The organism is Acidobacteriota bacterium, from assembly GCA_016184105.1.
Classification (GTDB): domain Bacteria; phylum Acidobacteriota; class Vicinamibacteria; order Vicinamibacterales; family 2-12-FULL-66-21; genus JACPDI01.
The window spans coordinates 1-26,304 of sequence record JACPDI010000011.1 but is presented as its reverse complement, the minus strand read 5'-3'; the positions used below and the strand labels follow the sequence as shown (position 1 = coordinate 26,304).

Genomic DNA, 26,304 nt, shown 5'->3' with positions numbered 1-26,304 from the left:
AGGACGGCTGCTGATGCCGAAGCACGTGAACATTGACGCGCCGGCGATCGTCCTCTTCACATGATGAAGATGTCCATCGCATGGCCGCTGATTGCCGCATTGCTGACGACGGCCGCCCTGTCGGTCCGGGCGTGCGTGGGTCGGATCACGACGTCCGCCAGTCTCGTCCCGCGCGCCGCACCGACGTTCGAGCGAGGAGAGAACGCGGTCGTCTTCGTCGGGCACGCGACGACGCTGATCCATCTGGACGGGGCGACGATCCTCACCGACCCGAACTTCAACGATCGTGTCATGTTCCTCCGCCGGTCGCGGGCGCCGGGGCTGGGAATCGACGCGCTGCCGCCGCTCGACGCGGTGCTGATCTCGCACGCGCACCGCGATCATCTGGACTTCCGCACGCTCGAGCGTCTCCCGAGGGAGGTCGTGATCCTGATTGCGAAAGGGAACGGGCACTACCTGCGGGAGCGAGGGTTCACGCGGGTGCACGAGGTCGAGGCGGGGCGGCTGACACGCATCGGGCGCATCGATGTCATCGCCGTGCCGGTGGCGCACAGCGGCGCCCGCAATTCCGCGTCGGCCACGTGGCCCAGAGCGTTCAGCTACATCGTTCGCGGAGAGAAGAGCGTCTATTTCGCCGGTGATACCGGTCCGTCGCCCGCCTTCAGCGAGATCGGCCGCGCCTATCGGATCGATGTCGCCCTGCTTCCGATCGGCGCGTACCGGCCGCGGTGGTTCATGAAGGACCACCACCTCAGCCCCGCCGACGCGCTCCACGCGTTCGCGATGCTGCGCGCCCGTCACCTGATTCCGATCCACTGGGGCTCGTTCAGGATGGCGTTCGACGCGGTCGACGAACCCCGCGAGGTTCTGCAAAACCTGCTGGAGCACGACCCGGTGAGGGAGCGCGTGCACGTGCTCCCGAACGGGGGTCGATATCGATTCTGATGGCCAGAGCCGCGGATTTGACCAGTGTACCTACCGTTAGGTATATTACCTCGTCAGTATGGACCCCACCGATTCGGCTGCACCCGTGCACCCCTCGAGCGCCAGTCGCATCCTCGCGACCGCGCTGGATCTGTTCGCCGTCCGCGGCTACGACGCCACGTCGGTGCGCGAAATCTGTGAAGCCGCCGGCATCACCAAGCCGTCGCTCTATCACTTCTTCGGAAGCAAGGAGGGGGTGCTGCGCGCGCTCGCCACGACGAGCTTCGAGCAGTTCCGAGCGATCGTTGACAGTGCTCTCGCCACACCGGGTCCGCTCCGTACACGCCTGAAAACGATCACGCGGGCCGTTTTCGAGGACGTGCACAGGCAGCCGCGCTTGTGGCGATTCCTCCATGGCATGGTCTGGGCGATGCCGGGCACGACCGAGCTGCCGCACTGCATGGAGGTCTATGACGAGATCGTGGGCGTCCTGGCCCGGGCTGTTGACGAGGCCGTGCAAACACGGGAGATCGCGCCCGGCCCCACCGAGATCCGGATGCTGATCCTTGCCGGCGCAATCGAAGAGGCGGCTCACGGATACCTCATCGCCGGACGCCCCGAGCTGACGCCGGAGCTCGCCGACTTGCTGGTCGACACCGTTCTGGACGGCTGGCAATGACCGTACGAGCAGTCAGCCCGGCTCTTGCCATCGCGGTGTTAGTGGGCACCACCATCACAGCGTCCGCCCAGCCGCTTTCGCGCGCGGAAGCCGTTGCCCAGGCGATCACGGCGCATCCCCAGGTCAAACTTGCGCTCGAGCAGGTTGCCGTACTTGAAGGCCGGATCACCGAGGCGCGCGCCGATGCGTTGCCCGATCTCTCCTGGTCCATGCGCGCGCTTCGCTCCAGGGACCCGGGATTGCTGAACACGCCGAACTTCGACAGCTTTCCGGCCGAATTCCGGGCCGCGCTGCGGCCGATCCCGGGCAACATGTTCGACGCGTACGCGGCCGTTCAGCAAACGCTGTTCAGCTTCAAGTTGGGCCACGCCGTCGGCGCGGCGAAGCTCGCCCGCGAGGCCGGCGACGAACAGGTGCGTTTCGCGCGCCAGACCATCGCCCTGCAGGCCATTCACGGCTACAACGATCTGCTGTTCGCCCTGGAGCAGCTGCGCGTCGCAAGAAGCGCGATCGAGCAGAAAGAGGCCCACGTCAACGTGGCCAGAAGCCGCCGCAGCGCCGGCGTCGCCACCGAGCTCGACGTCCTTCGTGTCGAAGTCGACCTCGAGAACGAGCGCGCGGCGCTGTTTCGCGCCGAGACGCAGGTGGCGGCGGCTCGCGCGCGCCTGAACACCATCATGCTGCGGCCGATCGACTCCGCCGTCGAGCCCACCGATTCATTCAGCGTCGAGCCGGTCGCGAGCACCTTCGAGGCGGCAGTCGAGGAAGCGCTGGCGTCACGTCCGGAACTCCAGTCCCTTCGGCTCGAGCTTCAAGTGCGCGACAGGCTGATCGACGTCAGCCGCGCGGAGATGAAGCCGCGCGTCGATCTCACCGCAGGGTATGGATTTTCCGCGCGGAATCCGCGCGACCTCGCCGACCTCGACTTCGCACGGTGGTCGGCGGCCGTGACCGCCACCATTCCGGTGTTCGACGGCCACAGAACCGCAGGCCGCATAGCCCAGGGACTCGCGGAGCGCAACGTCGTGGCCCAGCGGATCGCCGCGCTGGAAAACCAGGTGAGGCTTGACGTGCAGGCGCTCTGGGACTCGCTGTTGCTGGCCGAACGCACGCTGGCAGCCGCCGATCTCAACGTGGCGCAGGCGCGCCGGGCGGTCGACATGACCGAGGCGAACTACCGGCTGGGCACCGCGACCCCGCTCGACGTGCTGGACGCACAACAGGCGCTCGTCCTCGCGGAGGACATCCGCAACCAGGCCCTGTTGACGCGCGCGAACTCGCGCGCCTCGCTCAGCTTCGTCATGGGCCGCGATCCCCTGACCGACGGGCGGCCCGCGGCCCCGGCGAAGCGATGACTCCGAAGAAGGCAGCCATGCAGACCCCCTCTCGCCCGTGCATCGTGGTGCTGGGAACGATCGTCGCAACGGCTGCGGCCGCGTGCGGCGCCCGCACCGAAACCGAACGTCCGGCGAGCGTCGAGGAACGAATCGCCGTGCGAACCGCGGCCGTCGAGACGCGCGATCTCACGGAGACGCTGACACTGACCGGGACGCTGGATCCGCGCGCCCACGTGCCGGTCGTGGCCGAGGTCCCGGCGCGCCTGCTCAGGGTCCTCATTCGCGAAGGCGATCGGGTACCCAGGGGCGCGGTTCTGGCGGTGCTCGATGACACGGATCTCAAGCTCGCGCGCGATCGCGCGAAGGCGGCCCTCGACGTTGCGGAGGCGAATCGTGCGCACGCCAGGACCGAGGAAGAACGGGCCGCGGGGTTGCTGAAGACCGGCGGGATCACGGACAAGGACGGGCTCGCGGCCCAGGTTGCCGTGCAGGTCGCCGAGGCATCGTTCGCGCAGGCGCGGGCAGAGCTGAGCATCGCCGAACAGCAGCTTGCGCGAACACAGGTCAGGGCGCCGGTGGCCGGCCGTATCTCCCATCGCGCCGCCGACGTGGGGACAATGCTCGCGGCTGGCACGCCGATCGTCGACATCGTAGACGATGCGGTGTTCGAGTTCCGAGCGGCGGTGCCGTCGGCCGACTTGTCGAAACTCGGAGTGGGCAAGGCCGTGACCGTGACGATCGACGCCCTTCCCGGTTTCACCACGACCGGGCGGGTCGACCGTGTCGCGCCGTTTGTCGATTCCCGCAGCCGTTCCTTCGAAGTGGTGGTCCGCGTGCCCGGTCGACCCGAGCTTGTCGGCGGTCTCTTCGCGCGCGCGGACATTCGCGTGCGCGAGGTACCGGGAAGCCTCACCGTGCCGCCAGCGGCGCTCGTCCGCGACGGCGCGGATCCCGCCCGAGCGCAGGCGTTCGTGGTGACGGGCGGCAGGGTCGAGCGCCGCGACGTGAGGGTCGGCGTCGAACAGTCCGACCTGGTGCAGGTGACCACCGGCCTTCGCCCGGGCGAGTCGTCGTCGTCGATCCGCCGGCGTCGCTCGGCGCCGGCGCGCCGGTCGATGTGCACGCGGGCGCGAAGCCGGTTCCCGAGCCATGATTCTCAGCGATCTCTCCATCAAACAGCCGGTCTTCGCCACCATGATGATGGCCGCGCTGGCGGTGCTCGGCTTGAGCTCGTACCGGGCGCTCCAGGTCGATTTGTTTCCCGACGTCGATTTCCCGGTCGTCACGGTGACCATCCGTTATGCGGGAGCGGCTCCCGAAACGGTCGAGCGCGACGTCACGAAGAAGGTCGAGGAAGCCATCAACACGGTCGAAGGCGTGCGCCACATCGAGTCGACCTCTCAGGAAGGGCTCTCCAACATTGTCGTACAGTTCAACATCGGGGTCCCGACGTTGAGCGCCTCGCAGGACATCCGCGGCAAGGTCGCCGCCATCCGCGGCGACCTGCCGCGCGACATCGACGAGCCGATCATCCAGCGTCTCGATCCCGCCGCGACGCCAATCGTGTCGGTGGCGATCGACGCGCCGGCCCTGACCGCGCGCGCCATCACGGACATCGCCGACAAAGTCATCAAGCGCCGGCTCGAGAACGTGCCCGGCGTCGGGGCGGTGAATCTGGTCGGCCAGGCCACGCGCGAGATTCAGGTGCTCGTCGACCGCAATCGGCTGGAGGGGTACGCGCTCTCGCTCGACGAGGTCGTTCAGGCGCTCGGCCGCGAGAACGTCGACGCCACCGCGGGTGCGGCGGATCGCGGCCGGACGGAAGCCACTGTTCGCGTCGCGGCGCAGGGCCGATCGGCTGCCGACATCGCCGCCATCCCCGTCAAACGCGCCGACGGCCGGACGCTGCTCGTGCGCGACGTGGCCCAGGTGGTGGACGGCATCGAGCAGGCCCGCAGCCTGGCGTTCGTCGACGACCGGCCCGCGATCGCCTTGGACGTTCGGAAGCAGGCCGGGGCGAATACCGTGGCGGTGGCCGACGGCGTTCGAGCGGCGGTGGCGCGGCTCGCGCCCGACCTGCCGGCCGGCGTGTCGCTCCAGATGGTGCGGGATGACTCGACATTCATCCGCGACTCGATCGAGGACGTCCAGACGACACTCGTCCTCGGCGGGCTGCTCACGGTGTTCATCGTCTTCCTGTTCCTGAACTCGTGGCGATCGACCGTGATCACGGGGCTCACGCTGCCCATCTCCGTCGTGGCCGCGTTCATCGCCATGCGTCTCTTCGGCTTTACGCTGAACGTGCTGACGCTGATGGGACTCTCGCTCGCGATCGGGATACTCATTGACGACGCGATCGTGGTGCGCGAGAACATCGTCCGGCACATGCAGCGGGGGAAGGATCACCTGAATGCGGCGCGCGACGGCACCTCGGAGATCGGCCTCGCCGTCATGGCGACGACCTTCACCATCGTGGCCGTGTTCGTGCCCGTCGCGTTCATGTCCGGCATCGTGGGGCAGTTCTTCTACGAGTTCGGCATCACGGTGACCGCGGCGGTGCTGGTCTCGCTGTTCGTGAGCTTTACGCTCGACCCAATGTTGTCGTCCCAGTGGTACGACCCGGATGTGGAGGAGCGCCGGCGCAGGGGGCCGGTTGGCCGCCTGCTGCAGCGGTTCAACGCCCTGTTCGACAGCCTCCACGTCACGTACGAGCGCGCGCTCGACCGGGCGCTGCGGCATCGCTGGATCGTGGTGGCCGTGGCGGTCGCGGCATTCATCGGCGCCTTTCCGATTCTGGCCGTGCTCGGCGGCGACTTCCTGCCCGACTTCAACCGCGGCGAGTACCAGGTGCACTTCAAGGCCACGCCCGGCACGACGCTGCGCGAAACCGGCGACCGCGCCCTGGGGGCGACGGCACGCCTCAGGTCCCTGCCCGATGTGGAATACGCGTACACGACCATCGGCGAAGCCGGCGTGTCGTTCCGGCCCGTCACCGAGGGATCGACGTACGTGAAGCTGAAGCACGGCACGGAGAAGACGTTCAGCGAAGTGCTGCGGGAAGGCCGCCGTGCGGTCGCGCAGGTTCCCGGGTTGACGTATGCCTTCATCGAGGCGGACGCCTTCGGGCAGAAGCCGATTCAGATCAGCGTGCGTGGGGCTGACATCGAGGTCCTCGATCGCCTGTCGAAGGCCTTCGCGGCGGAGGTCCGGAAGATCCCGGGTGTCGCCGACGTCGAGTCGAGCCTCGAAACATCGAAGCCCGAGCTGCGAATCGAGGTGGACCGGCAGCGCGCGGGCGATCTCGGCATTCCGGTGGCGACCATCGCCGCCACGCTGCAGGCCGCCGTCGTCGGACAGGTGGCGACGACGATCGAGGACAGCGCGGGCGACACGCACGACGTGAGAGTCAGGCTGCGGCCGGACCAACGGCGGTACGCGCAGGACCTGATGCTGCTGTCGGTGCCGACCGACAAAGACGACGATCGCGGTGACAAGATCCTGAAGCCGCTGCGGGAGTTCGCGGGCGTGCGGCCCGGAAGCGGGCCCTCGTCGATCCGGCGGCGCGACCTCGTGCGGGAGGTGCGCGTCTCGGCGAACACCGACGGCCGGCCGCTGCAGGAGGTGTCCGGCGACGTGCTGGCCGCCGCCGCGCGGATCGGCGTGCCGCCCGGGTACGACATCATCGCCGGCGGCGACAGCGAAGAGCTCGCCAACATGTTCAGGAGCATGTTCGAGGCGCTGGCGCTGGCCGTCATCTTCATCTACCTGATCCTCGCGTCGCAGTTCGCCTCTTTCACGCATCCGCTGGCGATCATGCTGTCGCTGCCGCTCTCGCTCGTGGGGGTTGCGGCCACGCTGTACCTGACGGGCGACACCCTCAACATCATGAGCATGATCGGCCTCATCATGCTCATGGGCCTGGTCACGAAGAACGCGATCCTGCTGGTGGACTTCGCCAACCAGGCACGGGCGGAGGGACTGCCGCGGCATCAGGCGCTGCTGAGGGCTGGCACCACGCGCCTGCGTCCGATTGTGATGACGACGCTGGCGATGATCTTCGGGATGCTGCCGCTGGCCTTTGCCATCGGGGCGGGCGCCGAGATGCGCGCGCCTATGGCTCGGGCGGTCATCGGCGGCCTCATCACGTCGACGGTGCTGTCGCTGCTGGTTGTGCCGGTCGTCTACACGTTGCTGGACGACATCCGTCCGGCGGCCGTGTTCGAGTGGTTCAAGCGGCGGTCGTCGCGCGGGCCCATGAAAGTCGGGGAGCGCACCGGCGGCGATGGCCGCGCCGCCAGCAGGGTGTGACGATGTCCCAGCCGCACGAGCCCTGCGCCGTTGACGAGGCCGCACCGAGCGCCTGATGTCTTCGCATCAACGTGCAACGAGGAATCGGGACCCATTGTAGTGCCGCGCGCCGCGGCCCGGCGGCAGTGTTGACATATCAGATTAATCAGAATAATCTGATTATGCTGATGACGCGATCGCGCACCGCGGCCACCGACACGCGACCGAAACGGCGCGAACGCCGGCCTCCAAGCGCCGCGGCGGGCTGCTGCCGCGTGGCGGGGCTGGTCACGGTCGACGAGCGCGGCCAGATGGTGCTGCCCAAGAGCGTGCGCGAGCGTGCCGCGATCCGCGCGGGGGACCAGCTGGCGCTCGTCAGCTGGGAGCAGGGGGACGACATCCATGGCGTGTTCCTCATCAAGGCCGATCACCTGACGGACTTGATCAGCGCCATGCTCGAGCCGGCGCTCGGTCGCCTCGGTAAGGAGCCACGCAGATGACAGGACCACATGGCGAACAGGTTTCGATGATCGACGCGCGCGTGTCAACGCCGGCGCTTCGCCGGGCGTACGACTGCTACAGCCACTTTTACGGCGCGCTCGCCGCGCCGCTCGAGCGAAAGGCGAGGATGCTCGCGCTCGCCCGGGCCGGCCTCACGCGACAGGACGCCGTCCTGGAGGTCGCCGTCGGTCCCGGGGTCACGTTTCTGGAGATTCTGAAGCGCGTCGACAGCCCGCAGGTGGTATACGGCGTCGACCTTTCACCGAAGATGCTTCGCGCGGCCCGGCGCCGTGCGCTCGGCGCCGGCTACGCGCATTTCGACCTGCGCGAAGCGGACGCGCGGTCCCTGCCGTTCGGCGACGCGACGTTCGACGTGGTCTACAACAGCTACATGCTCGACCTGATTCCGCTCGGGGAGATGCCTCGTGTCCTGTCGGAGTTTCGTCGCGTGCTGAAGCCGGGTGGCCGTCTCGCGCTTGCGAACTTCAGCAAGCGGGCCGGCAGCAAGACCATGCGGCTCTACGAGGCGGCGTACACGGCGCTTCCGGCGCGCTGGGTGCCGTATGTCGCGGGGGGCTGCCGGCCGGTGCTGATGGCCGGCCGCGTCGCCCAGGCGGGATTTCATCACGTGGAGCAGGAGTTCGTGCCGGGGATCATTCCGTCGGAGGTGGTCACCGCGGCGCGCGACCGCTGAGAGGATGCCGTCCCGGCCGCAGCGCGGCCGCCGCGCCTGCTATAGTGGCGCATCCGCCATGTCCCCGTCCGATTCGCAGCCGGCCGATCGCCTGCTTACGGCGCTCGTCGAGGTCACCCAGGCATTCGCGCACAGCGCGACCGTCGCCTCGGGCAGCCAGCGCCTCCTCGAGGTGCTCCGGCGTCAGCACGCCGTCCTGCAGGCGCGCGTCTGGCTGGCCGAGCAGCCCGGCGACCCGCTGCGGCTCGCGGCCTCGATCGCCGCCGCCGGCGAGCGGCGCGCGAAGCTGGATCCCCCCTCGCCGATCACGCTCCGCGTCTTCGAGAGCGGCAGGCCGGTGGTCGTCCCGGACACGGCGCGCGAGCCGCTGCTCGCGCCCACGCGCCGGCCGGATCGGGGCCGCGCCCGCGCGCTGGTCTCGGTCCCGGTTCCCGTCGGGCGGGAGACCGCGGGCGTCCTCGAGCTGGAGCTCGCCCATCGTCCCGACCGCGCGTACGACGTCGCCCTCCGGTTCTTCAAGGTCGCCTCCGCCATCCTGGGACAGGCGCTGCGCGGAGAGCGGCGGCTCGACGAGGAGCGCGGGCGCCTGCTGGCGGAAAACACGCACCTGCGCGAGGAGCTCCGGGAGAAGTACGACTTCTCGCGGATCATCGGCACCAGCGGGCCGATGCGCGCCGTCTACGAGCAGATCGCCCAGGTCGCCCGGACGAACACCACCGTGCTGATCCGCGGCGAGTCGGGCACCGGCAAGGAGCTCATCGCCCACGCCATCCACTTCAACTCGCTGCGCGCGAAGAAGCCGTTCGTCAAGGTGAGCTGCTCGGCGCTGCCGGAGACGCTCATCGAGTCAGAGCTGTTCGGCTACGAGAAGGGCGCGTTCACCGGGGCGCAGGGGCGCAAGGCGGGGCGCTTCGAGCTGGCGGAGGGGGGGACGCTGTTCCTCGACGAGATCGGCGACATCAACCTCTCGACCCAGGTGAAGCTGCTGCGCGTGATCCAGGAGCGGGAGTTCGAGCGCGTCGGCGGCGTCGAGGCCGTGAAGGTCAACGTGCGGCTGGTGGCGGCGACCAACAAGAACCTGGAGGAGGCGATCGCGCGCGGCATCTTCCGCGAGGATCTGCACTACCGCCTGAACGTGTTCACCATCTTCGTGCCGCCGCTGCGCGAGCGCCGTCCCGACGTGATGCTGCTGGCCGATCACTTCGTCCAGAAGTACGCCGCCGAGCACGGCAAGCACATCAAACGGCTGTCCACGCCGGCGATCGACATGCTCATGAGCTATCACTGGCCCGGGAACGTGCGGGAGCTCGAGAACACGATCGAGCGCGCGGTGGTCGTCTGCGAGGGCAGCGTCATCCACGGCCATCACCTGCCGCCGGCGCTGCAGACCGCCGAGGCGACCGGCACCGTGCCGCAGCTGTCCCTCGCCGATGCCGTGAGCGCCTTCGAGAAGGACCTGCTGCTCGACGCCCTCAAGTCCACCCAGGGCAACCGCGCGCGCGCCGCGAAGCTGCTGCAGTCCACCGAGCGGATCATCCGGTACAAGGTGAAGCAGCACCACATCGACGTGGGGCGCTTCCGCCCATGACCGACATTTACGTCGTTTTATCCCGATTTCCGCACGTATTTGTCTGGCGTTCGGTCGTCCGGAACTCTCCTGCTGCAGGCCGATTCCTACATCGCTGTCTGACATAACCCAAAAACAGACATTATTGTCTGGCTCTCTCCCCGCCGGCGCGGCCGGTACGCGCAATTCAGGCCGGAAATCGCGCGCGACGGCGCCCCGCGCCCGCGGCCGAGGCGGCACGAGTCTTGGAGAACCGCCCGGCAAGCGGGCGGGCCGAGCCGCCGCCCTCCCGCGACATCGCCGATCGCGCGCTGCCGATCGGCCCCTGCCGGAGTGTGACGATGCGAAAAGCCCTGACCGTTCCGCTGCTCGCGGCCGCCGCCGTCTTCCTTGCGCCCGCCGAAGCCTTCTGCCAGACCTCCTCGCCGCCGGTGAACACCGGCGACGTGGCCTGGATGCTCACCGCGACGGGTCTGGTGCTGCTGATGACCCCCGGCCTCGCGTTCTTCTACGGCGGGATGGTGCAGCGGAAGAACGTCATCTCGACGATGCTCCAGAGCTTCATGGCGATGGGCGTCATCACGCTGCTGTGGATCGTGGTCGGCTTCAGCCTCGCCTTCGGCGACAGTCTCGGCGGCATCATCGGCAACCCGTTCACCTTTCCGCTGTTCCGCGGCGTCGGCCTCGAGCCGCACGCGGCGCTCTCTCCGACCGTCCCGCTGCTGCTCTTCGCGCTCTTCCAGATGAAGTTCGCGATCATCACGCCGGCGCTGATCACCGGGTCGTTCGCCGAGCGCGTCCGGTTCTCGGGCTACATCCTGTTCATCTGCCTGTTCAGCGTCCTCGTGTACGCGCCGCTGGCGCACTGGACCTGGCACCCCGACGGCTTCCTGCGCGCGTGGGGCGTGCTGGACTTCGCGGGGGGCACGGTCGTGCACATGTCGGCCGGGCTCGCGGCGCTGGCCGGCGCGATCTTCCTCGGCGCGCGCGGCGATCGCGTGCCGGGCGCCTCGCACGAGCCGGCGAACATCCCGTTCGTCCTGCTGGGAACCGGCATGCTGTGGTTCGGGTGGTTCGGGTTCAACGCCGGATCGGCGCTCTCCGCCTCCGGTACGGCCGTGCTCGCCTTCGCCACCACCAACACGGCGTCCGCCGCTGCGCTGCTGACGTGGATGCTGGCCGACGCCGCACGCGGCCGCAAGCCCTCGGCGCTCGGCGCCTGCATCGGCGCGGTCGTCGGTCTGGTCGCCGTGACTCCCGCCGCCGGCTACATCTCGGTCGGCAGCAGCATCATCGTCGGGGCCGTGTCCAGCGTGATCAGCAACGCGGCTGTCAACTGGCGCATGCGCACGGAGCTGGACGACACGCTGGATGTCTTTCCGTGTCACGGGCTCGGCGGAATGGCCGGCATGATCATGACCGCCGTCTTCGCCACCGACGGCGGCCTCGTGAACGGCTCGTGGACGCTCCTCGTGCGCCACGCCGGCGCGCTGGTCGTCGTCACGGCGTACAGCTTCGGCATGGCGATGCTCCTCTACCGGCTGACCGACGCGATCATCCCGCTGCGCGTGTCGGCGGAGCAGGAGGCGATGGGCCTCGACCTGTCGCAGCACGGCGAGCGTCTGGCCGCCGCGCCGCTCGACGGCCTCTGGCCGGAAGCCGCCGGCGAGGGCGCCGCCTGACCCGATCAATTCCGGGCGCCGGGCGCCGCCCTGCGGCGCCGGCGCTCTCTCGTTCCCTCCGCATCAACCGCTGACTCGAAAGGAGAACGGCCATGGCTCATTGGCCCGTGTTGGTACTGGTGTATCTCGGTGCCCTGTTGCGGCCGGCGACCGTCGTACCGCCCGCCCAGTCCGTTACGGCCGCGTCCCCGGCCGCGCCGTTCTTCGCGGCTGGAACCGACATCGCCGCGACGTCCGCGTACGTCTGGCGCGGTTTCGTTCCATCCGGCTTCAGCGTCCAGCCCTCGCTCTGGATTGGCGCGGGCCCGGTCACGGTCTCCTCGTGGATGAACCTGGCGGAGGTGGACGGCCTGGACCCGATGACCGAGCACGACCTGACGGTGGACTACTCCGCGCGCGCGGCTGGAGGCACCATCTCGATGGGGTACATCAATTACGTGTTCCCCGGGGTGCAGGCGGGCGGCCATTCGCAGGAGGTTTACGCCGGCTACGCGCACGCGTCGCGCTTTTCACCCGCCGTACGCGTCTTCCACGACTTTGCCGAGGGGTCGGGTACCTACGTCAGCGCCGGTGCCGCGCTGCCGCACGCGTTCGGGGGAGGGCGCTGGGTCGTCACGGGGCGGGCGTCGATCGGCTACAACCACCGCCAATGGATCGACCTGTCCACCTGGAACGATCTCAACGTGGGGGTCACGCTCGCGCTGCCCGTCATCGCGAAGCGGCTCGCCATCGCGCCGTTCGTGGCCCGCTCGCAGAGCCTGAATGCGGCGGCAGTCCCGTCGCGCTGGTACGGCGGCGTGGGGATAGGGATCAAATGACCCCGGTGCGTCCCCTCACGCCCTAGGTCGGCTGCAGGTCACGGAGCGGCACGTCGGGCTGTGGTTTGCCGCCGCTCAGGCGAGCGGTGGTGAAACTTCCGGGGGAGGTTTCACCACCGCCAAGCGCCTTGATTCAGCGTCTGAACAGCTGAGTGCCGAGCGAAATGTTCACGGCATAGGAAGGACTGGCTTCCGACAACCCGAACGTCGGGAGGATGCTGAGCGTGGTGCTGCCGAGACGCACGCCGACTCCGCCGCCGATCTCCGCTGGAGCGCTGAATCCCGGGAGGATGGCGCTGTTTCCCGACGCAGACCCGAGCAACGCGACCCGCTTGGTGACGAAGTAACCCGTTCCGAACGACCAGAGCACCGCGTTTCGCAGGTCGACGCCCGCGGGGTCGCCCACGCGCAGATACCCGCCTTCGCCGTACACCCAACCGCTCGCGAACTGCTTCCGCAGCGTGCCGGTGCCTCCGACGTCCACCTTGCCGGTTCCAAGCCCACGCGATGCCGATGCGGTCGGGATCTTGACGCGACCTGCAACGACCACCTGCAGCCCGGCCGCCGGATCGTCGAGCACGCGATAGCCGACGCTGCCAATGACGTCGCCAAACCCGGAAGCGGTCGTCAACAGCGGTGAGGTGCCGCTTGCAGGCGGCGAACCGAGCGAGGGGGCGGACCAGCCGCCCATCATGCCGCCCGTCTGCCCGCCCATCTGCGCGCCCATGGACATCCCGAGGTCGGGCGAACCGACCACGGTGCCCTGCATTGGGACAAATCCGCCAGCGGACGGCGCAACCGTGCCATCGCGGATGGTCAGATAGGGAAAGTAGGTGGCCGCTTCGAACCGGCCCGTTTCGAGTCGAATACCGGCCGGCGCGTAAAACAAGCTTGTTGTCTCCGCGCTGCCGAACGAGCCGGAGAGAAAACGCGTATTCAGCGTCACGGACACGGTCGTTTGACCGGCCGCGTCCGACGCGGCCAGGAGCAGCACGACCACCGTGGCCAGTGTCGCGCCGCTATTTCTTTGCGTCGCCATGCACGCCTTTCATGGCCTGGGTCATGTTCTTCGTCATCGTCTGAAAGGCCGACGCCATCTGCTCGAAGTTCTTACACGCCTGGTCGAACCCTTTCATAGCGGCGTTGTTCTGATGCAGCGTGGGATCCTGCATCATCCCGTTCAGCGCCGCCTGCATGTCGCGCATCTGGCCCATCATCGTTTGCATCGATCCGAGCATCTGGCCATGCGGGCCCTGACCCGTCTGACCGGAGTGCATGGCCTGAAGGTTCTGCATCATCGCGGAGATATTGTTCATGGTCCCGTCGACGTTCCGCATCATCTGGTCGGTCGACATCATCGCCGTAGGCATGCTGGCCGGACCGTGCCCGTGGCCCTGGGGCTGACCGGCTCCGCCACCGTGCATCTGGGCGGCGGCGGGGGCGGAAACCGTCAGCGCGACGGCAATGATCACAAGAGCGTTTCGCATGGTTCCTCCATGTTGGATGTTCCTTTGGATTGGACAGCGTTCGATTGTCTGAGCGAGGAGTGCAACAGCCGCGCCGTCTGCGGGCAGGTAACCTTCCGGTTCGCCGGAGGCGCTGAGGTCGTCCGGAAGGTTCGACATGTCAACCGGTTAGCTGGGAGGGTTGCGTCGGGCTTCCGCTCTGCCGGGAATCCGGCAGGATCAGGAATGTCTTGCGGAGAGGTCACCGGCTGCGGTCCAGCCACCTATCGACGCGCCGAACGCAGCGCGCGCCCGAGCCGGCGGCAGCCTTCAACGATCTCCTCCTCCGTGACGCATGCGACCGACAGACGGAACTGCGGCCGTGCGGGCGGCGACTTCGGGAAGAACGGGGCGCCAGGCGCGACCTTGACGCCGGCCCGCAACAGGTGCTCGTAGATGGTTTCTTCGGTGCCTTGGTCGGCGTTCACGCGCAGCCACAACGCGTACCCGCCGGCCGGTTCCGTCCATTCCACGCCCGGCGGAGCGAACCGCCTCAGGCTCCGCAGCATCGTCTGCATGCGCTTCCGATACAGCGCGTGCGTCCGGCGGAGGTACGCGTCGTACGCGCCCAGGCTGAAGAACCGTTCGACCGCCGCCTGCGCCAGGAGGTTGCCGCTCAGGCAGGACGCCCGCTGAATCGCGGCAAGCCGATCGACACAGGCGCGCGGCGCCGCAATCCAACCGACACGCAGGCCGGGGAAGACGACCTTCGAGAGCGTGCCGACGTAAATGACCGCACCACGCGTGTCCATGGACTTGACCGGCAGCACCGCCTTGCCGAAGTACTTCATCTCCTCCTCGAATCCATCCTCGAGAATCGGGACGCGGCGCGCCTCGCACACGGCGAGCAGCCGCTCCCGGCGAGCCTGGCCGGTCGTCAGGCCGGTTGGATTCTGGAAGTTCGGGATCGTGTACACCAGCGCCGGACGCGTGCGCTTGAGCGTGGCCTCCAGGGCGTCCAGGTCCATGCCGTCCGATCGCATGGGGATGCCATGGACACGCAGCTCGTGAAGCCGGAAGAGCGACAGCGCCGAGGCGTACGACGGGGATTCCGTCACCACCCGGTCGCCCGGCCGCGTGAGCAGTCGCATCACGAGATCCAGGCCGTGCTGCGCCCCGTTGGTGATCAGGATCTCCTCGGCTGACACCGTGACGCCGTGGACGCGCATGCGCCGGGCGAGTGCCTCGCGCAACGGCTGGTAGCCGGCGGGATCGCCGTAGTCGACGAGCAGCCGGCCGTTCTCGAGCAGCACCTGTTTGAGACACCGCCGGATCTGGTCCACCGGCGCCAGCGCGGGATCGGCGGACAGGCGCGCGAAATTGATGACCCCGGGCGCCGCGACGTGGTCCCGTGCGAGCAGGGCGGCGTCCTCGGCCGCCCGCCGCACGGCCGGCCGGCTCACCGCGTTCCAGTCGATGAGGCTGTCAGTCCCTCGCCGGGTTGTTGCCACGGCCCGGCTCGGCCGGCGAACGGTGGAGTACGAGCCGGGACGGCTCTCCAGGTAACCGAGGGCCCACAGTTCCCCGTACGCACGCATGACGGTGGTGCGGTGGATGCCCGCGGTCTGCGCGAGGACGCGGGTCGGGGGGAGGCGATCGCCGTCCACCAGCGCCCCGGAGTCCACCAACTGAATGAGGCGCTCGCAAATCTGCCGGTACGCCGGCGCGGCCGCGCCTTTGTCGACGGTGACAATCACCATGGCGAGCCTCGTGGAGGCTCCTGCAGGATCGCATCAAATTGGACCAGTGACAATGGCCAATTCTCATTTGTACTGACAGATCCAATTATGGCCAGGACCGCGGGGTTGCGGTAACCGGTCGCACGAGAAGCCCGCCCGATTGGATCTCGGCGAGCCGTCCGGACGCCGCTATCGTGCACGGATGGCATTCAAGAACGCGTATGAAGACGCACAGTTCGCCGAGGCGTACTCGAAGCTGCGGTTTCCCGGCACCTACTACCTGGCGTACCGCGACCTTCCGCGGATTCTTCGCGAGCACGTTCGCGGAAACACCGCGCTGGATTTCGGCTGCGGGGCGGGGCGGTCCACGAGGTTCCTCCGCGAACAGGGCTTCGAGGTCACGGGCGTCGACATCGCGGGCGACATGATCAAGAGGGCGAAAGCGATCGATCCCCGGGGAGACTATCGCCGCATCCGGAGCGGCGACCTGTGCGCGTTTCAATCCGGAAGCTTCGACCTCGTGCTCTCGGCATTCACGTTCGACAACATCCCGGGGATGGCACAGAAGGTTGGACTGTTCGCCGAACTGGCACGCGTGCTCCGGCCGGCCGGACGGATCGTGAACCTCGTGTCATCGCCGGCCATCTACGTGCACGAGTGGGCGTCGTTCACGACGGCGGCTTTTCCGGAGAACCGGGCGGCCGGAAGCGGCGACATCGTCCGCATCGTCAACACGGCGATCGAGGACGCACGGCCCGTGGAGGATGTGCTCTGGACGCGCGAGTCGTACGAAGACGTGTTTCGAGGCGCGGGGCTCGAGATCGCCGGCCTCTACGAGCCGCTCGCAAGAGACGACGAGTTGTTCACGTGGGTCAACGAAACGACGATTGCGCCCTGGGTCATCTACGTGCTCGAGCCGAGGCGCGCGCGCTGACCGGTGGGACGAGCGCGGAACAAGTGGCCCGGCGGCGTGCCGGCGCGCCGCGCATCGCGCCGACGCTGGCGCTGCGAACCGAGTAGCCGCCGCTCGGGATCGTCCGGCGCGTCTGTGAAGTCGGCTCCCGCACGGGAACAAGCAGTAGACATGCTACGTCTAAAGCCGTAGACTGCCTACGACTATGGCCAAACGCACCGACGCACAACGGCTGGAGCTCCTCCAGGGCACCCTCGACATGCTGATCCTCCGGACCCTCCAGTGGGGCCCGCAGCACGGCCACGGGATCGGTCAGGCGATCCGCGCCCAGTCCGACGACCTGCTCAGGGTCGAGACCGGCTCCCTCTATCCCGCGCTGCACCGGCTCGTGAAGCGCGGATGGCTGAAGTGGGAGTGGGACGTCAGCGAAGCCAACCAGCGCGCGAAGTACTACCGGCTGACCGCGGCGGGAAAAGCACAGTTGTCGCGCGAGCGGGATCGCTGGTCGCAGCTCGTGGACGCGATCGGGCGCATCATGAACCCGGCGCCCGCGACCAAGGAGTAGCGCATGCGGCCTGATGACGACGAGCTCGACGAAGAGATTCGCGGGCATCTGGCCCCCGGCATCAAGGAGCGCATCGAGCGCGGCGAGGATCCCGCGTCCGCCCGGCTGGCGGCGCTGAAGGAATTCGGCAACGTCGCGCTCACGCGCGATTCGATCCGAAGCGTCTGGCGCCCTCGCGGGCTCGACGCCGCCGAGGCTCTCGGGCGGGACACCCGGTTCGCCCTGCGCTCTCTCCTGCGCGCCAGGGGCCTGGCCGCCACCGTCGTGGTGACGCTCGCCCTCGGCATCGGCGCCAACGCCGCGATCTTCAGCGTCGTCAGGGGCGTGCTCCTCCGTCCCCTGGTCAATCGCGACGAAGATCGCCTGATCTACATCCGTCAGAGCGCGCCGGGCCTCGGCGCCGAGAACATGACGTTCTCGATGCCCGAGATCGACGACTTCAAGTCACGCGTGACCACGCTCGGCGCGTTCGGCGACTTTTCCACCGTGGACTTCACGATGATCGGTCTCGGCGGCGAGCCTCGAATGGTAAGGGCGGGCGTTGTCGGCGGGTCGTTCTTCGACGTGATGGGCCTTCGCCCGGTGCTCGGCCGCCTGCTGAACGCGCAGGACGACGGTCCCAAGGCGGCGGGCGCGGCGGTCCTCACGCACCGATTCTGGACCAGCTCGCTCGACAGCGATCCGACGGTGATCGGCAGGGTCATCCGCCTTGGTCCACGCACCGCGACGGTCGTCGGCGTCCTCGAGCCATCGGTGCCGTATCCGGCCGACACCGAGATCATCGCCAACGTGGTGACGAGCCCGCATCACCTCGGGGCGACGATGGCCACCAGCCGCACCCACCGGATGACGGAGCTCTTCGGCCGCCTGGCGCCCGGGGTCTCGCTCGAAGCGGCGCGCGCCGCGCTGATCGCGGCGCACGCCGCCATCGTGCGCGAGCACCCCGAGGCATACTCGTCGAAGGCCAACGTCCAGCTGCGCGTCACGAAGCTCCGCGATCAGATTGCGGCGCCCGCGCGGACGGTCCTGATCCTGCTGCTCGCCGCCGCCGCGGTCGTGTTCGTGATCGCGTGCTCGAACGTCGCCAACCTGATCCTGGCGCGCTCGGTCCGCCGCGAAGGCGAGCTGGCCGTGCGCGCCGCGCTCGGCGCCGGCCACGGCGCGCTCCGGCGCACGCTCCTGGCCGAGAGCCTGGTGCTCTGCGGCGCCGGCGCCGCGCTGGGCGTGGTGCTGTCGTACCCGCTCGCCGCCCTGGTTGCCCGCTACGCGGCCCGCTTTTCCGTCCGCGCGCTCGAGGTCACGGTCGATGCCAGCGTGCTGTGGGTCGGCGCCGGCCTGGCGATGGCCGCGGCCGTCCTGCTCGCATACGTCCCGCGCCTGCCGTCGCCGCACGCGCCTGCCGGCCTCGGCCTGGCGAGCGGCAGCGTCCGGATCACGGCAGGCACCAACCGCCGCCTGCGGGCCTTCGCGACGACCCAGATTGCGCTCTCGTTCGTGCTGCTCGCCGGCGCGGGCATGCTTCTCAGCACGCTCGTCGCCCTGCAGACCGCGGACACCGGCTACAACATGCGGCAGGTGCTGGCGCTCGACATCCCGACGTCGGCGACGGGCGTCGCCGGCCCGCAGGTGATCGACTTCTACCGGGAAGCGACGCGGCGCATCAGCGTCCTGCCCGGCGTCGAGGGGGTCGCGGTCGGCAGCTTCGTGCCGTGGCGCGATGCCGGCAGCTTCGGTCCCGGTGTCCAGTTCGCCGTCGACGGCTACACGCCCGCGCCCGGCGAGGAGAACCCGCGCGCGCGGTTGCGGATCGTCGCGCCCCGCTTCTTCGCCGTGCTCGGCGTTCCGATGCTCGCCGGCCGGGACTTCACCGACGATGACCGCGGCGGCAGCGAGCCCGTGGTCATCGTCAGCCAGACCCTCGCGCAGCGGATGTTCCCGAACGGTGACGCGCTGAATCGACACTTGTGGTGGACCGATCCGTTCTTCGGCACGCCCATGCCGCGCCGCATCGTCGGCGTCGCGGCGGATGTGGACGATGAGAACGTCGTGCGTGGACCGGCGCTCACGGTTTATCACCCCGTTCAACAGATGGGCATCGCGGGCCGTCTGTTCGTGCACGCGGCGGGCGATCCGTACGCGCTGGTGCCGTCGGTGACGCGCGTCATCCGCGAGATTTCCGCGGACCAGCCCGTCGAGCGCCCCGCGACGCTCGAGGACGTGCGCGCGGAGGTCCTGTCGCCGGAGCGGCTGAATGCCTTCGTGTTCTCGGGATTCGCCGGCATCGCGTTGCTCATCGCCGTGGTGGGCGTGGCGGGCGTGCTGGCGTTCTCGGTGAGCGCGCGCACGCGCGAGTTCGGCGTGCGCCTCGCCGTCGGGTCCGCGCCGCGGCAGCTGCTGGCCCGCGTGCTCCGGGAGGGCGTGCTGATCGCCGCGATCGGGATCGCGGCCGGCGCGACCGGCGGCTACGCACTCGCGCGCGTGGCGGCGAAATTCGTCGCGCACGTGCAGTTGCCGGGCGTGCTGCCCGTGACGGGCGCGGCGGCCGTGCTCATCGGCGCCGCGATCGTCGCCTCGTTGATGCCGGCCGCACGCGCCTCGCGCGTGGACGTGTTGCAGGCGCTCCGATCGGAGTAGTCACCATGATGAAACAGATTGCGGAGGCGTCGCCCCGGTTGAAGGCCAGGGTCGCCGGCGTCTTCTGGTTGATGGTCTTTATGGCGGGCTCACTCGCTCTCTTCATTCGCGGCGGTCCTCTCTTCTCCGCGGCCAACATCGTCGCGCCCTTGTGCTATATCGTCGTGACGCTGCTCCTCTATGACCTGCTCAAGCCGGTGAACAGGTGCGTGTCCTTGCTGGCGGCGTTCTTCGGCCTCGCAGGGTGCGCCATAAGCCTCTTCGGCCTCACCGGGTTCATTCTTTTGAGAGACCTGGTGTTCTTCGGTCTCCAGTGCCTCCTGGTCGGCTACCTCATTTTCAGATCCACATTCCTGCCTCGAATTCTCGGTGTGTTGATGGTGTTTGCCGGTTTGGGCTGGCTGACGTTTCTCTGGCCGCCGCTCGCAAAGGATCTGTCCCCTTACAATCTGGCCCCCGGCATGATCGGCGAAGGATTGTTGATCGTGTGGCTCCTCGTGGCCGGTGTGAACGAACGACGGTGGAAGGAGCAGGCTGGCCTTGCTGGGAGGCGCGGATGAGATCGGCAGAGAACGTCGGCCGGACTGTCGGCATGCTGTTGCTCGTGCATCTCATCGCGGGCCTGACGATTCCCTTTGTGTTGTTGGACCGAGTCAGAAGGCCCGCGGGTTTCCTGGCAGGTGCGGCGGGGAGCCCTGGTCAGGTGCGCGCGGCTGTGCTGCTCCTGTTCGTGGGCAGCGCGGTGGCGGTTGCGATCGCCATCACGGCCTGGCCGTTCTTCCGACGGTACAGCTCCGCGATGGCGCTCTGGCTCCTGGCGCTTGCCGTGGCCGGGTTTTCGCTGCAGGCCGTTGACAACGGCGCGCTGCTGTCGATGTTGTCATTGAGCCAGGAGTACGCAGCGGCGGACCCGGCGAAGACGGAGCTTTTCCAGGCACTGGCCCTGGTGGCCGGCTCGGCCCTATCCCCCCGTGATGGAGTTGGCCGTGCCGTTGGCTCCCGCCTATGTGGCTCTGGCGGCGTGGCTGATGGTCAAAGGGCTCGACGAACGGTATCGCCCGGCGGACACGCAGCCGGCATCGATCCACTCGACCGGCTGATCGGCGATCGTCGCGGCCGCCAGCTCGCCGACTGCCGCGCTGCACGACATGCCGAAGCCTCCGAGGCCGGAGACATGGAAAAGCCCCGGGAGGTCGGGATCGGCCCCGATCACCGGGCGCCGGTCCGGTGCAAAGGTCCGAAGGCACGCCCAGGCGCGGCGGAGTTCGAGATCCTGTAACCCCGGCGCGTGTGCCGCGACCTTTTCGGCAAGCAGGTCGATCGCCGCCGGATCAACGTCGGGCGCGATCGGGGCGGTCAGCGTTTCGTCGCACGGCGAAATCAGCACTCCCTCGCCTTCGGGCCGAGCATACAGATCGCTCTCCCAGATCCAGACGACGGGGCCATCGCGATGCCAGCCGGGCGCGGGACCTGTCACGAACAGGTGGCGGCGGAGAGGACGAAGGGGCAGCGGCGCGGCGCGTCCGAGCCGGCCGGCCCATGCGCCGGAAGCGTCGATCACCACGTCGGCCCTAATGTCGCGGTCGCCGGCATGGACGCCGGACACTCGACCGCCCTCGACGATCAGATCGTCGACCTGTACCTTCGTGTGGAGCCGGAAGCCGCCACGCCCGGCCCGCTCCAAGTACAAAGAGAGGAGTTCGTGTATCTCCACGACCGACTCGGCCGGAGACCAGAGCGCGCCGTCGAACCGCACCTCCGCAAGCGCGGGGACACGCGCGCGGGCGGCCGCCGCCGTCAGCGGCTCGACCGATATTCCGTCGCGGCGGAGCGAGTCGCCGAGGCTCTCGAGCGCCGCGACGTCTCCGCCCGAAGCCAGCGTGTACCCGCCCGTCGGCCGCAGCAGCGGGACCTCAGCACTGAGCGCGCGGATGTGCCGATCGGATCTTGTCGCCAGCGCGCGGATGACCGGGTCGGCCTCGATCAGCCGCATGATCGCGGCGTTGCGTCCCGAGGCGTGAACGCCGAACGTGAACTCCCGTTCGAGGATCAGTCCGGGGCCGTGGCCGGTTCGCGCGAGCGCCCACGCGGTGGCGGCCCCGGCGAAGCCGGCGCCGATGATGATGCAGCGCGTGCTGGCCGGGAGCGGCTCTCCTTGTCGGCTGGTGGAAGGTTCGGTCACTGGGCTACCGGGTTGACACGGCTATTGTACTCGCCGCTCCCGCGCCCGGTCGCTGTCACGCCGCATCGGCTCGGTCGAGAGCTTCCCGCACCGCCCGCAATAACGTCACGGGGACGAATGGCTTTTCGATCATCGTCCACTCCGCAGGATACGAGACGACGGTCGGGCTGCGATCGTGGTAACCGGACATCAACAGCACGCGCAGCCGAGGCAGGACCTCCGTCAGACGCCTCGCCAGCTCGACTCCGCTGACTCCCGGCATCACGATGTCCGTCAACAGGAGGTCGATCCGTGTTCCGTCACCGACGTGGCCCAGCGCCTCTCGTGCGTCGCGCGCTTCGAGCACGGTATAGCCGTGGCGCGTCAGAATGCTCGATGCGGTCACGCGCACCGCGGCGTCGTCTTCGACGAGCAGGATCGTCTCGATTCCGCGGGCGGGAAATGCCGACGCGACGCTTTCTTCCAGGGGCTCCACGGCGCCCGGCGCGATGGGGAGCCCGATCCGGAAGGTCGCGCCGCGCCCGGGCGCACTGTCGACCGTAATCGCGCCACCGCTCTCGGTGACGATGCCGTGGACGGTCGACAGGCCGAGGCCTGTGCCCTGTCCGGCGGGCTTCGTGGTGAAGAACGGCTCGAACGCGCGGGCTTGAACCTCCGGGCTCATGCCGCTCCCGGTGTCTGTGATGGTGAGGCGGGCCGACGGCCCTCCTGGTGCCTCCTCGCGCCGCTCGGCCTCGAGCTCTCCACACTCGGTCGCAATCGTGAGCTGCCCGCCGTCAGCCATCGCGTCGCGCGCGTTGATCGCCAGATTCAGAATGACCTGTTCGAGCTGGCTCACGTCAATTCGCACCGGCAGCGGCTCTCCCCATAAACGAATCGTGAGCGTGATGTCTTCGCCGAGCACGCGCGTGAGGAGGCGATGGGTCCTGGTTACCACATCGTTCAAGTCGACGATGCGTGGCCGCGAGAGGTGGCGGCGGCCGAAGATCAGCAGTTGTCGCGTGAGCGCCGCCCCGCGTTGCGCGGCGCCGATGATTTCCGCCATGTCTGCGCGGCGGGGATCGTCTGCCGGGAGCCCCACCAGCACCAGCTCGCCATATCCCAGGATCGCCGTGAGCAGGTTATTGAAGTCGTGGGCGACCCCGCCGGCAAGCCGCCCGACCGCCTCCATCTTGAGAGCGTGCTGGAGTCGCCTTTCCAGCTCGCGCCGCGCGGTGATGTCCTCGCGCAGCGCGGCCTCTGCGGATTCGCGGGCCGTAATGTCGGCGGCGACCCCGATCGCGCCATCCACCTCCCCGGTCTTCGTGCGAAGCGGCGCATACCAGCACTCAAACGATCGTCCGGCCGCCCGCGTCGTGAAGGTGAGCGATTCACCGGCGAGCGTGCGCCTGGCCGCATCGATGATCTCGGGAACGTCCGCGTAGACCTCGTCAATGGATCGGCCGACGACCTCTCCCGGGCGCAAGCCGATCGCGGACAGGCCGCGTCCTTCGGAGAGCGTGAACCGCCTTTGCCGATCGAGCGCCCACATGACGATCGGAATGTTCGCGACGATGAGGCGCAGGCGAGCCTCCTGGGCGGTGAAGGCCCTTTGCAGGAATTGCCCCCGTGCGATCATCCAGATGAAGATCGCGCTGAGCACGACGAACACCGCAGTCGCGAGGTGAGTCGGCGACGACGGACGCGGCGGAAATGCCAGCCACGCGGCTGCCAGCAGTGCCAGCGTCGTGCCGCCTGCGACAGCACCGCAGAAGTGCGTGGCCGCCAGGATGGCAGCAAACGACAGGAAGAACGGCGTCTGCCATAGGAGCGGCCACGCGCTCCACGTCGCCACCAGCGCCGTGGCGCTCGCGCACACGACGACCGCGATGCAACGAACAGGCGGGCGAAGGCTGATCAATGTAGTTGTACGATGGCGAACAGAACATTACCTGTGTCGGCTCCAAACGCGCCAATCGTTAGGGGTGGGGGCCTGGCCCCGGCATCATCGGAGAAGGAGCGCTGACCGCGAGCTTGCGGTTTCGTCCGGACAAACGAAGAGGCACCCACGAGTCCTATCCGAACGGGTTCTCGATCCTGACGCCGTCAATCGTCTGGCCGTCCTGCAGGTCCTCGCTGAGCAGGCGTCCGCATCCGGCAGCGCTGGCCGAACGAACGGCGAGCGCATCCCAGAACGACAGCGCGTGCAGGCGGCAGAGGTCGATCGCTCCGAGAATCAGTTCCGGCCGGATGAGCACGACGTCCAGTCGATTGAGCCGCTCGACCCGGATGCGGGCCCGCTCGGGGGATAGTCCGAGCTTCTTGATCGCCGCCGCGAAGTACTCCTGCATGACCTGCGTCGACACGACGACACGCTTGGCGCGAATGAGCTCCGACAGCACCGTGCGCGCGCGCACCCGCTTGGTCCTCGCGGATCTGTCGTCCGCGTAGACGAAGATGTTCGTGTCGACGAAGACGCGGTCGCTCATCGCGGCGCGTAGCGGTTCAGGCGCTCGTCATAGAGCTCTTTGCGCTTGAACGGTTTGCCTCCCGAGTTACCGGGCTCCGCCCACATCGCCTCGAACTCGGTCAAGATCTCGTCGCCCCCGAGCTGGCCGGTCAGCCCCTCGAGGTAGTCGCGAATGAGCGCATTCAGGCTCGTGCCCTGCTGACGCGCCACCTCCCGAGCGCGCTCGACGAGCCCGTCCTCGACGGAGAGGGTCAGATTCATGTCCACATAATAAGGTTACACGGATTATGTGTCAACCCGCCCGACGCACCCCCAGTTGCATCGAGCCGGGCGCCGAACTCGTCCTCGATGGTTGAGACCTCGGCACGATGATGAAAGCCATTGATCAGAGTTTGGTACCCGACCTTTCGGCGCTTCGCTTCTTTACGGAACCGGCTCGACACCTCGCCCTGGGCTGGCCGGCCGGCGCTGCGTGGCCCATGAACCCTTTGGAAGCGGGTGCCATGCCCGGTGCCATGCCGCGGGTCGAAATGGATGCCAATCGACAGATGTGCGCGCCCGTGGACTCCCGGGATTGCGGGCGTTTTCGATTGAGTGTCACAGACCCTCGGCTTCCCAGCCGAAGGCCTGCGGAACAGCGGGTTCAGGACTACGCGTTTCTTGCTGCGGAAATCTTGCGAATGGCGCGCCCGGCAGGACTCGAACCTGCGGCCCCCGGCTTAGAAGGCTGCGGGTATAAGGCAGCCGGGGGCAGCGTGGAGCCGCTGCCCCCGTTTTCATTGGAGTTTTCGCAAGCCCTAGACCACCCCGAGCGACCCCAACCTACTACCGATTGTCACCCGTTTGTCCCCCGCTTAGCGTCACGACACGTGACGACCGCTATTCGTCGTCTAGTAGCGCTTCGAGATCGCGGCTGCCTCGGACCACACGCACGATCGCCACATCGGCACCCTCGATGCGGTACAGAACCACATATTCGCCTGCAGGAAAACCGCGTATGCCGGGCCGCAGATCGTCACGAGCCCGGCCAGCACGTGGGTACGCGTCAAGCAAGTCGAACCGCTCCGCTATCGACTGGGTCACGCGATCGGCGATTTCGAGACTGTCGCTTTCGAGAAAGATGTAGAAGGCGATGTCCTCGAGATCCGCTTCGGCTTGTGGTGCGAGGCGGTACGCCATCAGCGCGATGTAGCGGAGCGCTCGGCGGCGATTCGTCGGCGAAGACGCTGTTTGATCTCATCGACGAGCGCCGGCGTCGATTCTTTCGTAAACGCCCGTCCTTCGCCGCGTGCGAGAGAAGCGTCCGCTTCGTCGATCATCGCGATGATCTCAAGGCGTCTGCGCTCACGCTTCTCCCACAGAGACAAAGCCTCCTGAACGGCCTGTTCCTCGCGACTAAACCTTCCGCTTTCGATGGCTTTTCGGACGAAGGCGCGCTGATCGGCTGTCAACTTGACGTTCATGGGGTCACCTCGTCACGATGTCGGAAGCGCCGTACGCACACGGGCCTCATTCGTTTCGCCGCAGCTCATCAAGGAACTGCGTCATCGGCGTTGTTCCGTTGCGACGGCACTGCTCAATCGCTTCGAGCAACATCGTCTCTGTTTCCGAATCTGCCTCGAACGTTCCATCGCCTTCGATCACGAGCACCGTCACCGATGCGCCTTCCGGCAGGTCGACATCGATTTCAACCCGCCCATCCACGACCTTTCCAGAGGCGACGAGCATATCGGCATTGTAGACCAGCAGCAGGGGAGGCAGCACTATGGATTTCGACCCTCGCGATCACGATTCTCGCTCCGACGACCGGTTCGAAATCGAGCGCGGGCGCGGCAGTCGTGGTGCCTCCAGCGACCACGATCGCGATGACGACTGGAGGCAACCCGAC

23 protein-coding genes and 1 pseudogene are annotated in these 26,304 nt (G+C 68.0%); 14 read left to right on the top strand and 10 right to left on the bottom strand.

The features are described 5' to 3' along the window. Window positions 1–69 precede the first annotated feature (69 nt). The 10 genes and pseudogenes from HYU53_03810 (at window position 70) to HYU53_03765 (ending at window position 12,489) form a co-directional block, all read left to right on the top strand. Window positions 70–945 (top strand): MBL fold metallo-hydrolase, encoded by an 876-nt coding sequence (locus HYU53_03810; protein ID MBI2220314.1) that lies wholly within the window; start codon window positions 70–72, stop codon window positions 943–945. Window positions 946–1,003: 58 nt separating this feature from the next. Next, a complete protein-coding gene (locus tag HYU53_03805; GenBank protein MBI2220313.1) occupies window positions 1,004–1,603 on the top strand; it encodes a TetR/AcrR family transcriptional regulator in 600 nt (199 codons plus the stop codon). After that, the gene (locus HYU53_03800) at window positions 1,600–2,958 is read left to right on the top strand and encodes a TolC family protein (GenBank protein ID MBI2220312.1); all 1,359 of its coding nucleotides are present in this window, start codon (window positions 1,600–1,602) and stop codon (window positions 2,956–2,958) included. The genes HYU53_03805 and HYU53_03800 overlap by 4 nt, the downstream gene beginning before the upstream one ends. After that, window positions 2,955–4,007, top strand: a pseudogene (locus HYU53_03795) (efflux RND transporter periplasmic adaptor subunit). Before HYU53_03800 ends, HYU53_03795 begins: the two are co-directional and overlap by 4 nt. Before the next feature lie 82 nt (window positions 4,008–4,089). Then, on the top strand, window positions 4,090–7,248 hold the full coding sequence (locus HYU53_03790) for an efflux RND transporter permease subunit (GenBank protein MBI2220311.1): 3,159 nt from the start codon (window positions 4,090–4,092) through the stop codon (window positions 7,246–7,248). Window positions 7,249–7,415: 167 nt separating this feature from the next. Then, window positions 7,416–7,727, top strand: coding sequence for an AbrB/MazE/SpoVT family DNA-binding domain-containing protein (locus HYU53_03785; GenBank protein MBI2220310.1), 312 nt, complete (start codon window positions 7,416–7,418; stop codon window positions 7,725–7,727). After that, entirely contained in the window at window positions 7,724–8,422 is a 699-nt protein-coding gene (locus tag HYU53_03780; protein MBI2220309.1) for a methyltransferase domain-containing protein, read from the top strand. Before HYU53_03785 ends, HYU53_03780 begins: the two co-directional genes overlap by 4 nt. 58 nt (window positions 8,423–8,480) lie before the next feature. Then, window positions 8,481–10,010: a sigma 54-interacting transcriptional regulator gene (locus HYU53_03775; protein ID MBI2220308.1), complete on the top strand. Its 1,530-nt coding sequence runs from the start codon at window positions 8,481–8,483 to the stop codon at window positions 10,008–10,010. 320 nt (window positions 10,011–10,330) lie between these two features. After that, the gene (locus HYU53_03770; protein ID MBI2220307.1) at window positions 10,331–11,671 is read left to right on the top strand and encodes an ammonium transporter; all 1,341 of its coding nucleotides are present in this window, start codon (window positions 10,331–10,333) and stop codon (window positions 11,669–11,671) included. A 92-nt stretch (window positions 11,672–11,763) separates the two neighbouring features. After that, window positions 11,764–12,489 (top strand): hypothetical protein, encoded by a 726-nt coding sequence (locus tag HYU53_03765; protein ID MBI2220306.1) that lies wholly within the window; start codon window positions 11,764–11,766, stop codon window positions 12,487–12,489. A gap of 133 nt (window positions 12,490–12,622) precedes the next feature. On the opposite strand, the gene HYU53_03760 is transcribed toward HYU53_03765, so the two are convergent. The 3 genes from HYU53_03760 to HYU53_03750 form a co-directional block, all read right to left on the bottom strand. Continuing rightward, window positions 12,623–13,489 carry a hypothetical protein gene (locus HYU53_03760; protein ID MBI2220305.1) on the bottom strand — a complete coding sequence of 289 codons (867 nt, stop codon included), beginning with the start codon at window positions 13,487–13,489 and terminating at the stop codon, window positions 12,623–12,625. A gap of 19 nt (window positions 13,490–13,508) precedes the next feature. Then, the gene (locus HYU53_03755) at window positions 13,509–14,114 is read right to left on the bottom strand and encodes a hypothetical protein (GenBank protein ID MBI2220304.1); all 606 of its coding nucleotides are present in this window, start codon (window positions 14,112–14,114) and stop codon (window positions 13,509–13,511) included. A gap of 104 nt (window positions 14,115–14,218) precedes the next feature. Beyond that, window positions 14,219–15,694: a PLP-dependent aminotransferase family protein gene (locus HYU53_03750; protein MBI2220303.1), complete on the bottom strand. Its 1,476-nt coding sequence runs from the start codon at window positions 15,692–15,694 to the stop codon at window positions 14,219–14,221. Between the two features lie 181 nt (window positions 15,695–15,875). On the opposite strand from HYU53_03750, the gene HYU53_03745 reads away from it, so the two are divergent. From HYU53_03745 to HYU53_03730, 4 genes are all read left to right on the top strand, one after another. Further along, complete coding sequence (locus HYU53_03745) at window positions 15,876–16,607, top strand: methyltransferase domain-containing protein (protein ID MBI2220302.1); 732 nt, start codon at window positions 15,876–15,878, stop codon at window positions 16,605–16,607. Window positions 16,608–16,791: 184 nt separating this feature from the next. Next, window positions 16,792–17,151 carry a PadR family transcriptional regulator gene (locus HYU53_03740; GenBank protein ID MBI2220301.1) on the top strand — a complete coding sequence of 120 codons (360 nt, stop codon included), beginning with the start codon at window positions 16,792–16,794 and terminating at the stop codon, window positions 17,149–17,151. Between the two features lie 3 nt (window positions 17,152–17,154). Next, a complete protein-coding gene (locus tag HYU53_03735) occupies window positions 17,155–19,785 on the top strand; it encodes an ABC transporter permease (protein ID MBI2220300.1) in 2,631 nt (876 codons plus the stop codon). Between the two features lie 5 nt (window positions 19,786–19,790). Then, window positions 19,791–20,345 (top strand): DUF4386 domain-containing protein, encoded by a 555-nt coding sequence (locus HYU53_03730; GenBank protein ID MBI2220299.1) that lies wholly within the window; start codon window positions 19,791–19,793, stop codon window positions 20,343–20,345. A 443-nt stretch (window positions 20,346–20,788) separates the two neighbouring features. Here the strand turns inward: HYU53_03730 and HYU53_03725 are convergent, their stop codons facing one another. The 7 genes from HYU53_03725 to HYU53_03695 form a co-directional block, all read right to left on the bottom strand. After that, a complete protein-coding gene (locus HYU53_03725) occupies window positions 20,789–21,967 on the bottom strand; it encodes an FAD-binding oxidoreductase (GenBank protein ID MBI2220298.1) in 1,179 nt (392 codons plus the stop codon). Between the two features lie 55 nt (window positions 21,968–22,022). Continuing rightward, a complete protein-coding gene (locus HYU53_03720) occupies window positions 22,023–23,825 on the bottom strand; it encodes a response regulator (protein MBI2220297.1) in 1,803 nt (600 codons plus the stop codon). Between the two features lie 196 nt (window positions 23,826–24,021). Further along, entirely contained in the window at window positions 24,022–24,435 is a 414-nt protein-coding gene (locus HYU53_03715) for a PIN domain-containing protein (GenBank protein MBI2220296.1), read from the bottom strand. Further along, window positions 24,432–24,677, bottom strand: coding sequence for a hypothetical protein (locus HYU53_03710; protein ID MBI2220295.1), 246 nt, complete (start codon window positions 24,675–24,677; stop codon window positions 24,432–24,434). Before HYU53_03710 ends, HYU53_03715 begins: the two co-directional genes overlap by 4 nt. A 618-nt stretch (window positions 24,678–25,295) precedes the next feature. Next, window positions 25,296–25,595: a type II toxin-antitoxin system RelE/ParE family toxin gene (locus HYU53_03705; GenBank protein ID MBI2220294.1), complete on the bottom strand. Its 300-nt coding sequence runs from the start codon at window positions 25,593–25,595 to the stop codon at window positions 25,296–25,298. Continuing rightward, window positions 25,595–25,879, bottom strand: a complete 285-nt coding sequence (locus HYU53_03700) for a hypothetical protein (GenBank protein MBI2220293.1) — start codon at window positions 25,877–25,879, stop codon at window positions 25,595–25,597. The genes HYU53_03705 and HYU53_03700 overlap by 1 nt, the downstream gene beginning before the upstream one ends. 46 nt (window positions 25,880–25,925) lie before the next feature. Continuing rightward, window positions 25,926–26,180 carry a hypothetical protein gene (locus HYU53_03695; protein ID MBI2220292.1) on the bottom strand — a complete coding sequence of 85 codons (255 nt, stop codon included), beginning with the start codon at window positions 26,178–26,180 and terminating at the stop codon, window positions 25,926–25,928. Window positions 26,181–26,304: the final 124 nt, after the last annotated feature.

Bases quoted from the DNA above. Each gene is read 5' to 3' on its own strand.
- HYU53_03810 (MBI2220314.1), top strand. From the start codon at position 70: ATGTCCATCGCATGGCCGCTGATTGCCGCATTGCTGACGACGGCCGCC.
- HYU53_03805 (MBI2220313.1), top strand. From the start codon at position 1,004: ATGGACCCCACCGATTCGGCTGCACCCGTGCACCCCTCGAGCGCCAGT.
- HYU53_03800 (MBI2220312.1), top strand. From the start codon at position 1,600: ATGACCGTACGAGCAGTCAGCCCGGCTCTTGCCATCGCGGTGTTAGTG.
- HYU53_03790 (MBI2220311.1), top strand. From the start codon at position 4,090: ATGATTCTCAGCGATCTCTCCATCAAACAGCCGGTCTTCGCCACCATG.
- HYU53_03785 (MBI2220310.1), top strand. From the start codon at position 7,416: ATGACGCGATCGCGCACCGCGGCCACCGACACGCGACCGAAACGGCGC.
- HYU53_03780 (MBI2220309.1), top strand. From the start codon at position 7,724: ATGACAGGACCACATGGCGAACAGGTTTCGATGATCGACGCGCGCGTG.
- HYU53_03775 (MBI2220308.1), top strand. From the start codon at position 8,481: ATGTCCCCGTCCGATTCGCAGCCGGCCGATCGCCTGCTTACGGCGCTC.
- HYU53_03770 (MBI2220307.1), top strand. From the start codon at position 10,331: ATGCGAAAAGCCCTGACCGTTCCGCTGCTCGCGGCCGCCGCCGTCTTC.
- HYU53_03765 (MBI2220306.1), top strand. From the start codon at position 11,764: ATGGCTCATTGGCCCGTGTTGGTACTGGTGTATCTCGGTGCCCTGTTG.
- HYU53_03755 (MBI2220304.1), bottom strand. From the start codon at position 14,114: ATGTCGAACCTTCCGGACGACCTCAGCGCCTCCGGCGAACCGGAAGGT.
- HYU53_03750 (MBI2220303.1), bottom strand. From the start codon at position 15,694: ATGGTGATTGTCACCGTCGACAAAGGCGCGGCCGCGCCGGCGTACCGG.
- HYU53_03745 (MBI2220302.1), top strand. From the start codon at position 15,876: ATGGCATTCAAGAACGCGTATGAAGACGCACAGTTCGCCGAGGCGTAC.
- HYU53_03740 (MBI2220301.1), top strand. From the start codon at position 16,792: ATGGCCAAACGCACCGACGCACAACGGCTGGAGCTCCTCCAGGGCACC.
- HYU53_03735 (MBI2220300.1), top strand. From the start codon at position 17,155: ATGCGGCCTGATGACGACGAGCTCGACGAAGAGATTCGCGGGCATCTG.
- HYU53_03730 (MBI2220299.1), top strand. From the start codon at position 19,791: ATGATGAAACAGATTGCGGAGGCGTCGCCCCGGTTGAAGGCCAGGGTC.
- HYU53_03715 (MBI2220296.1), bottom strand. From the start codon at position 24,435: ATGAGCGACCGCGTCTTCGTCGACACGAACATCTTCGTCTACGCGGAC.
- HYU53_03710 (MBI2220295.1), bottom strand. From the start codon at position 24,677: ATGAATCTGACCCTCTCCGTCGAGGACGGGCTCGTCGAGCGCGCTCGG.
- HYU53_03705 (MBI2220294.1), bottom strand. From the start codon at position 25,595: ATGGCGTACCGCCTCGCACCACAAGCCGAAGCGGATCTCGAGGACATC.
- HYU53_03700 (MBI2220293.1), bottom strand. From the start codon at position 25,879: ATGAACGTCAAGTTGACAGCCGATCAGCGCGCCTTCGTCCGAAAAGCC.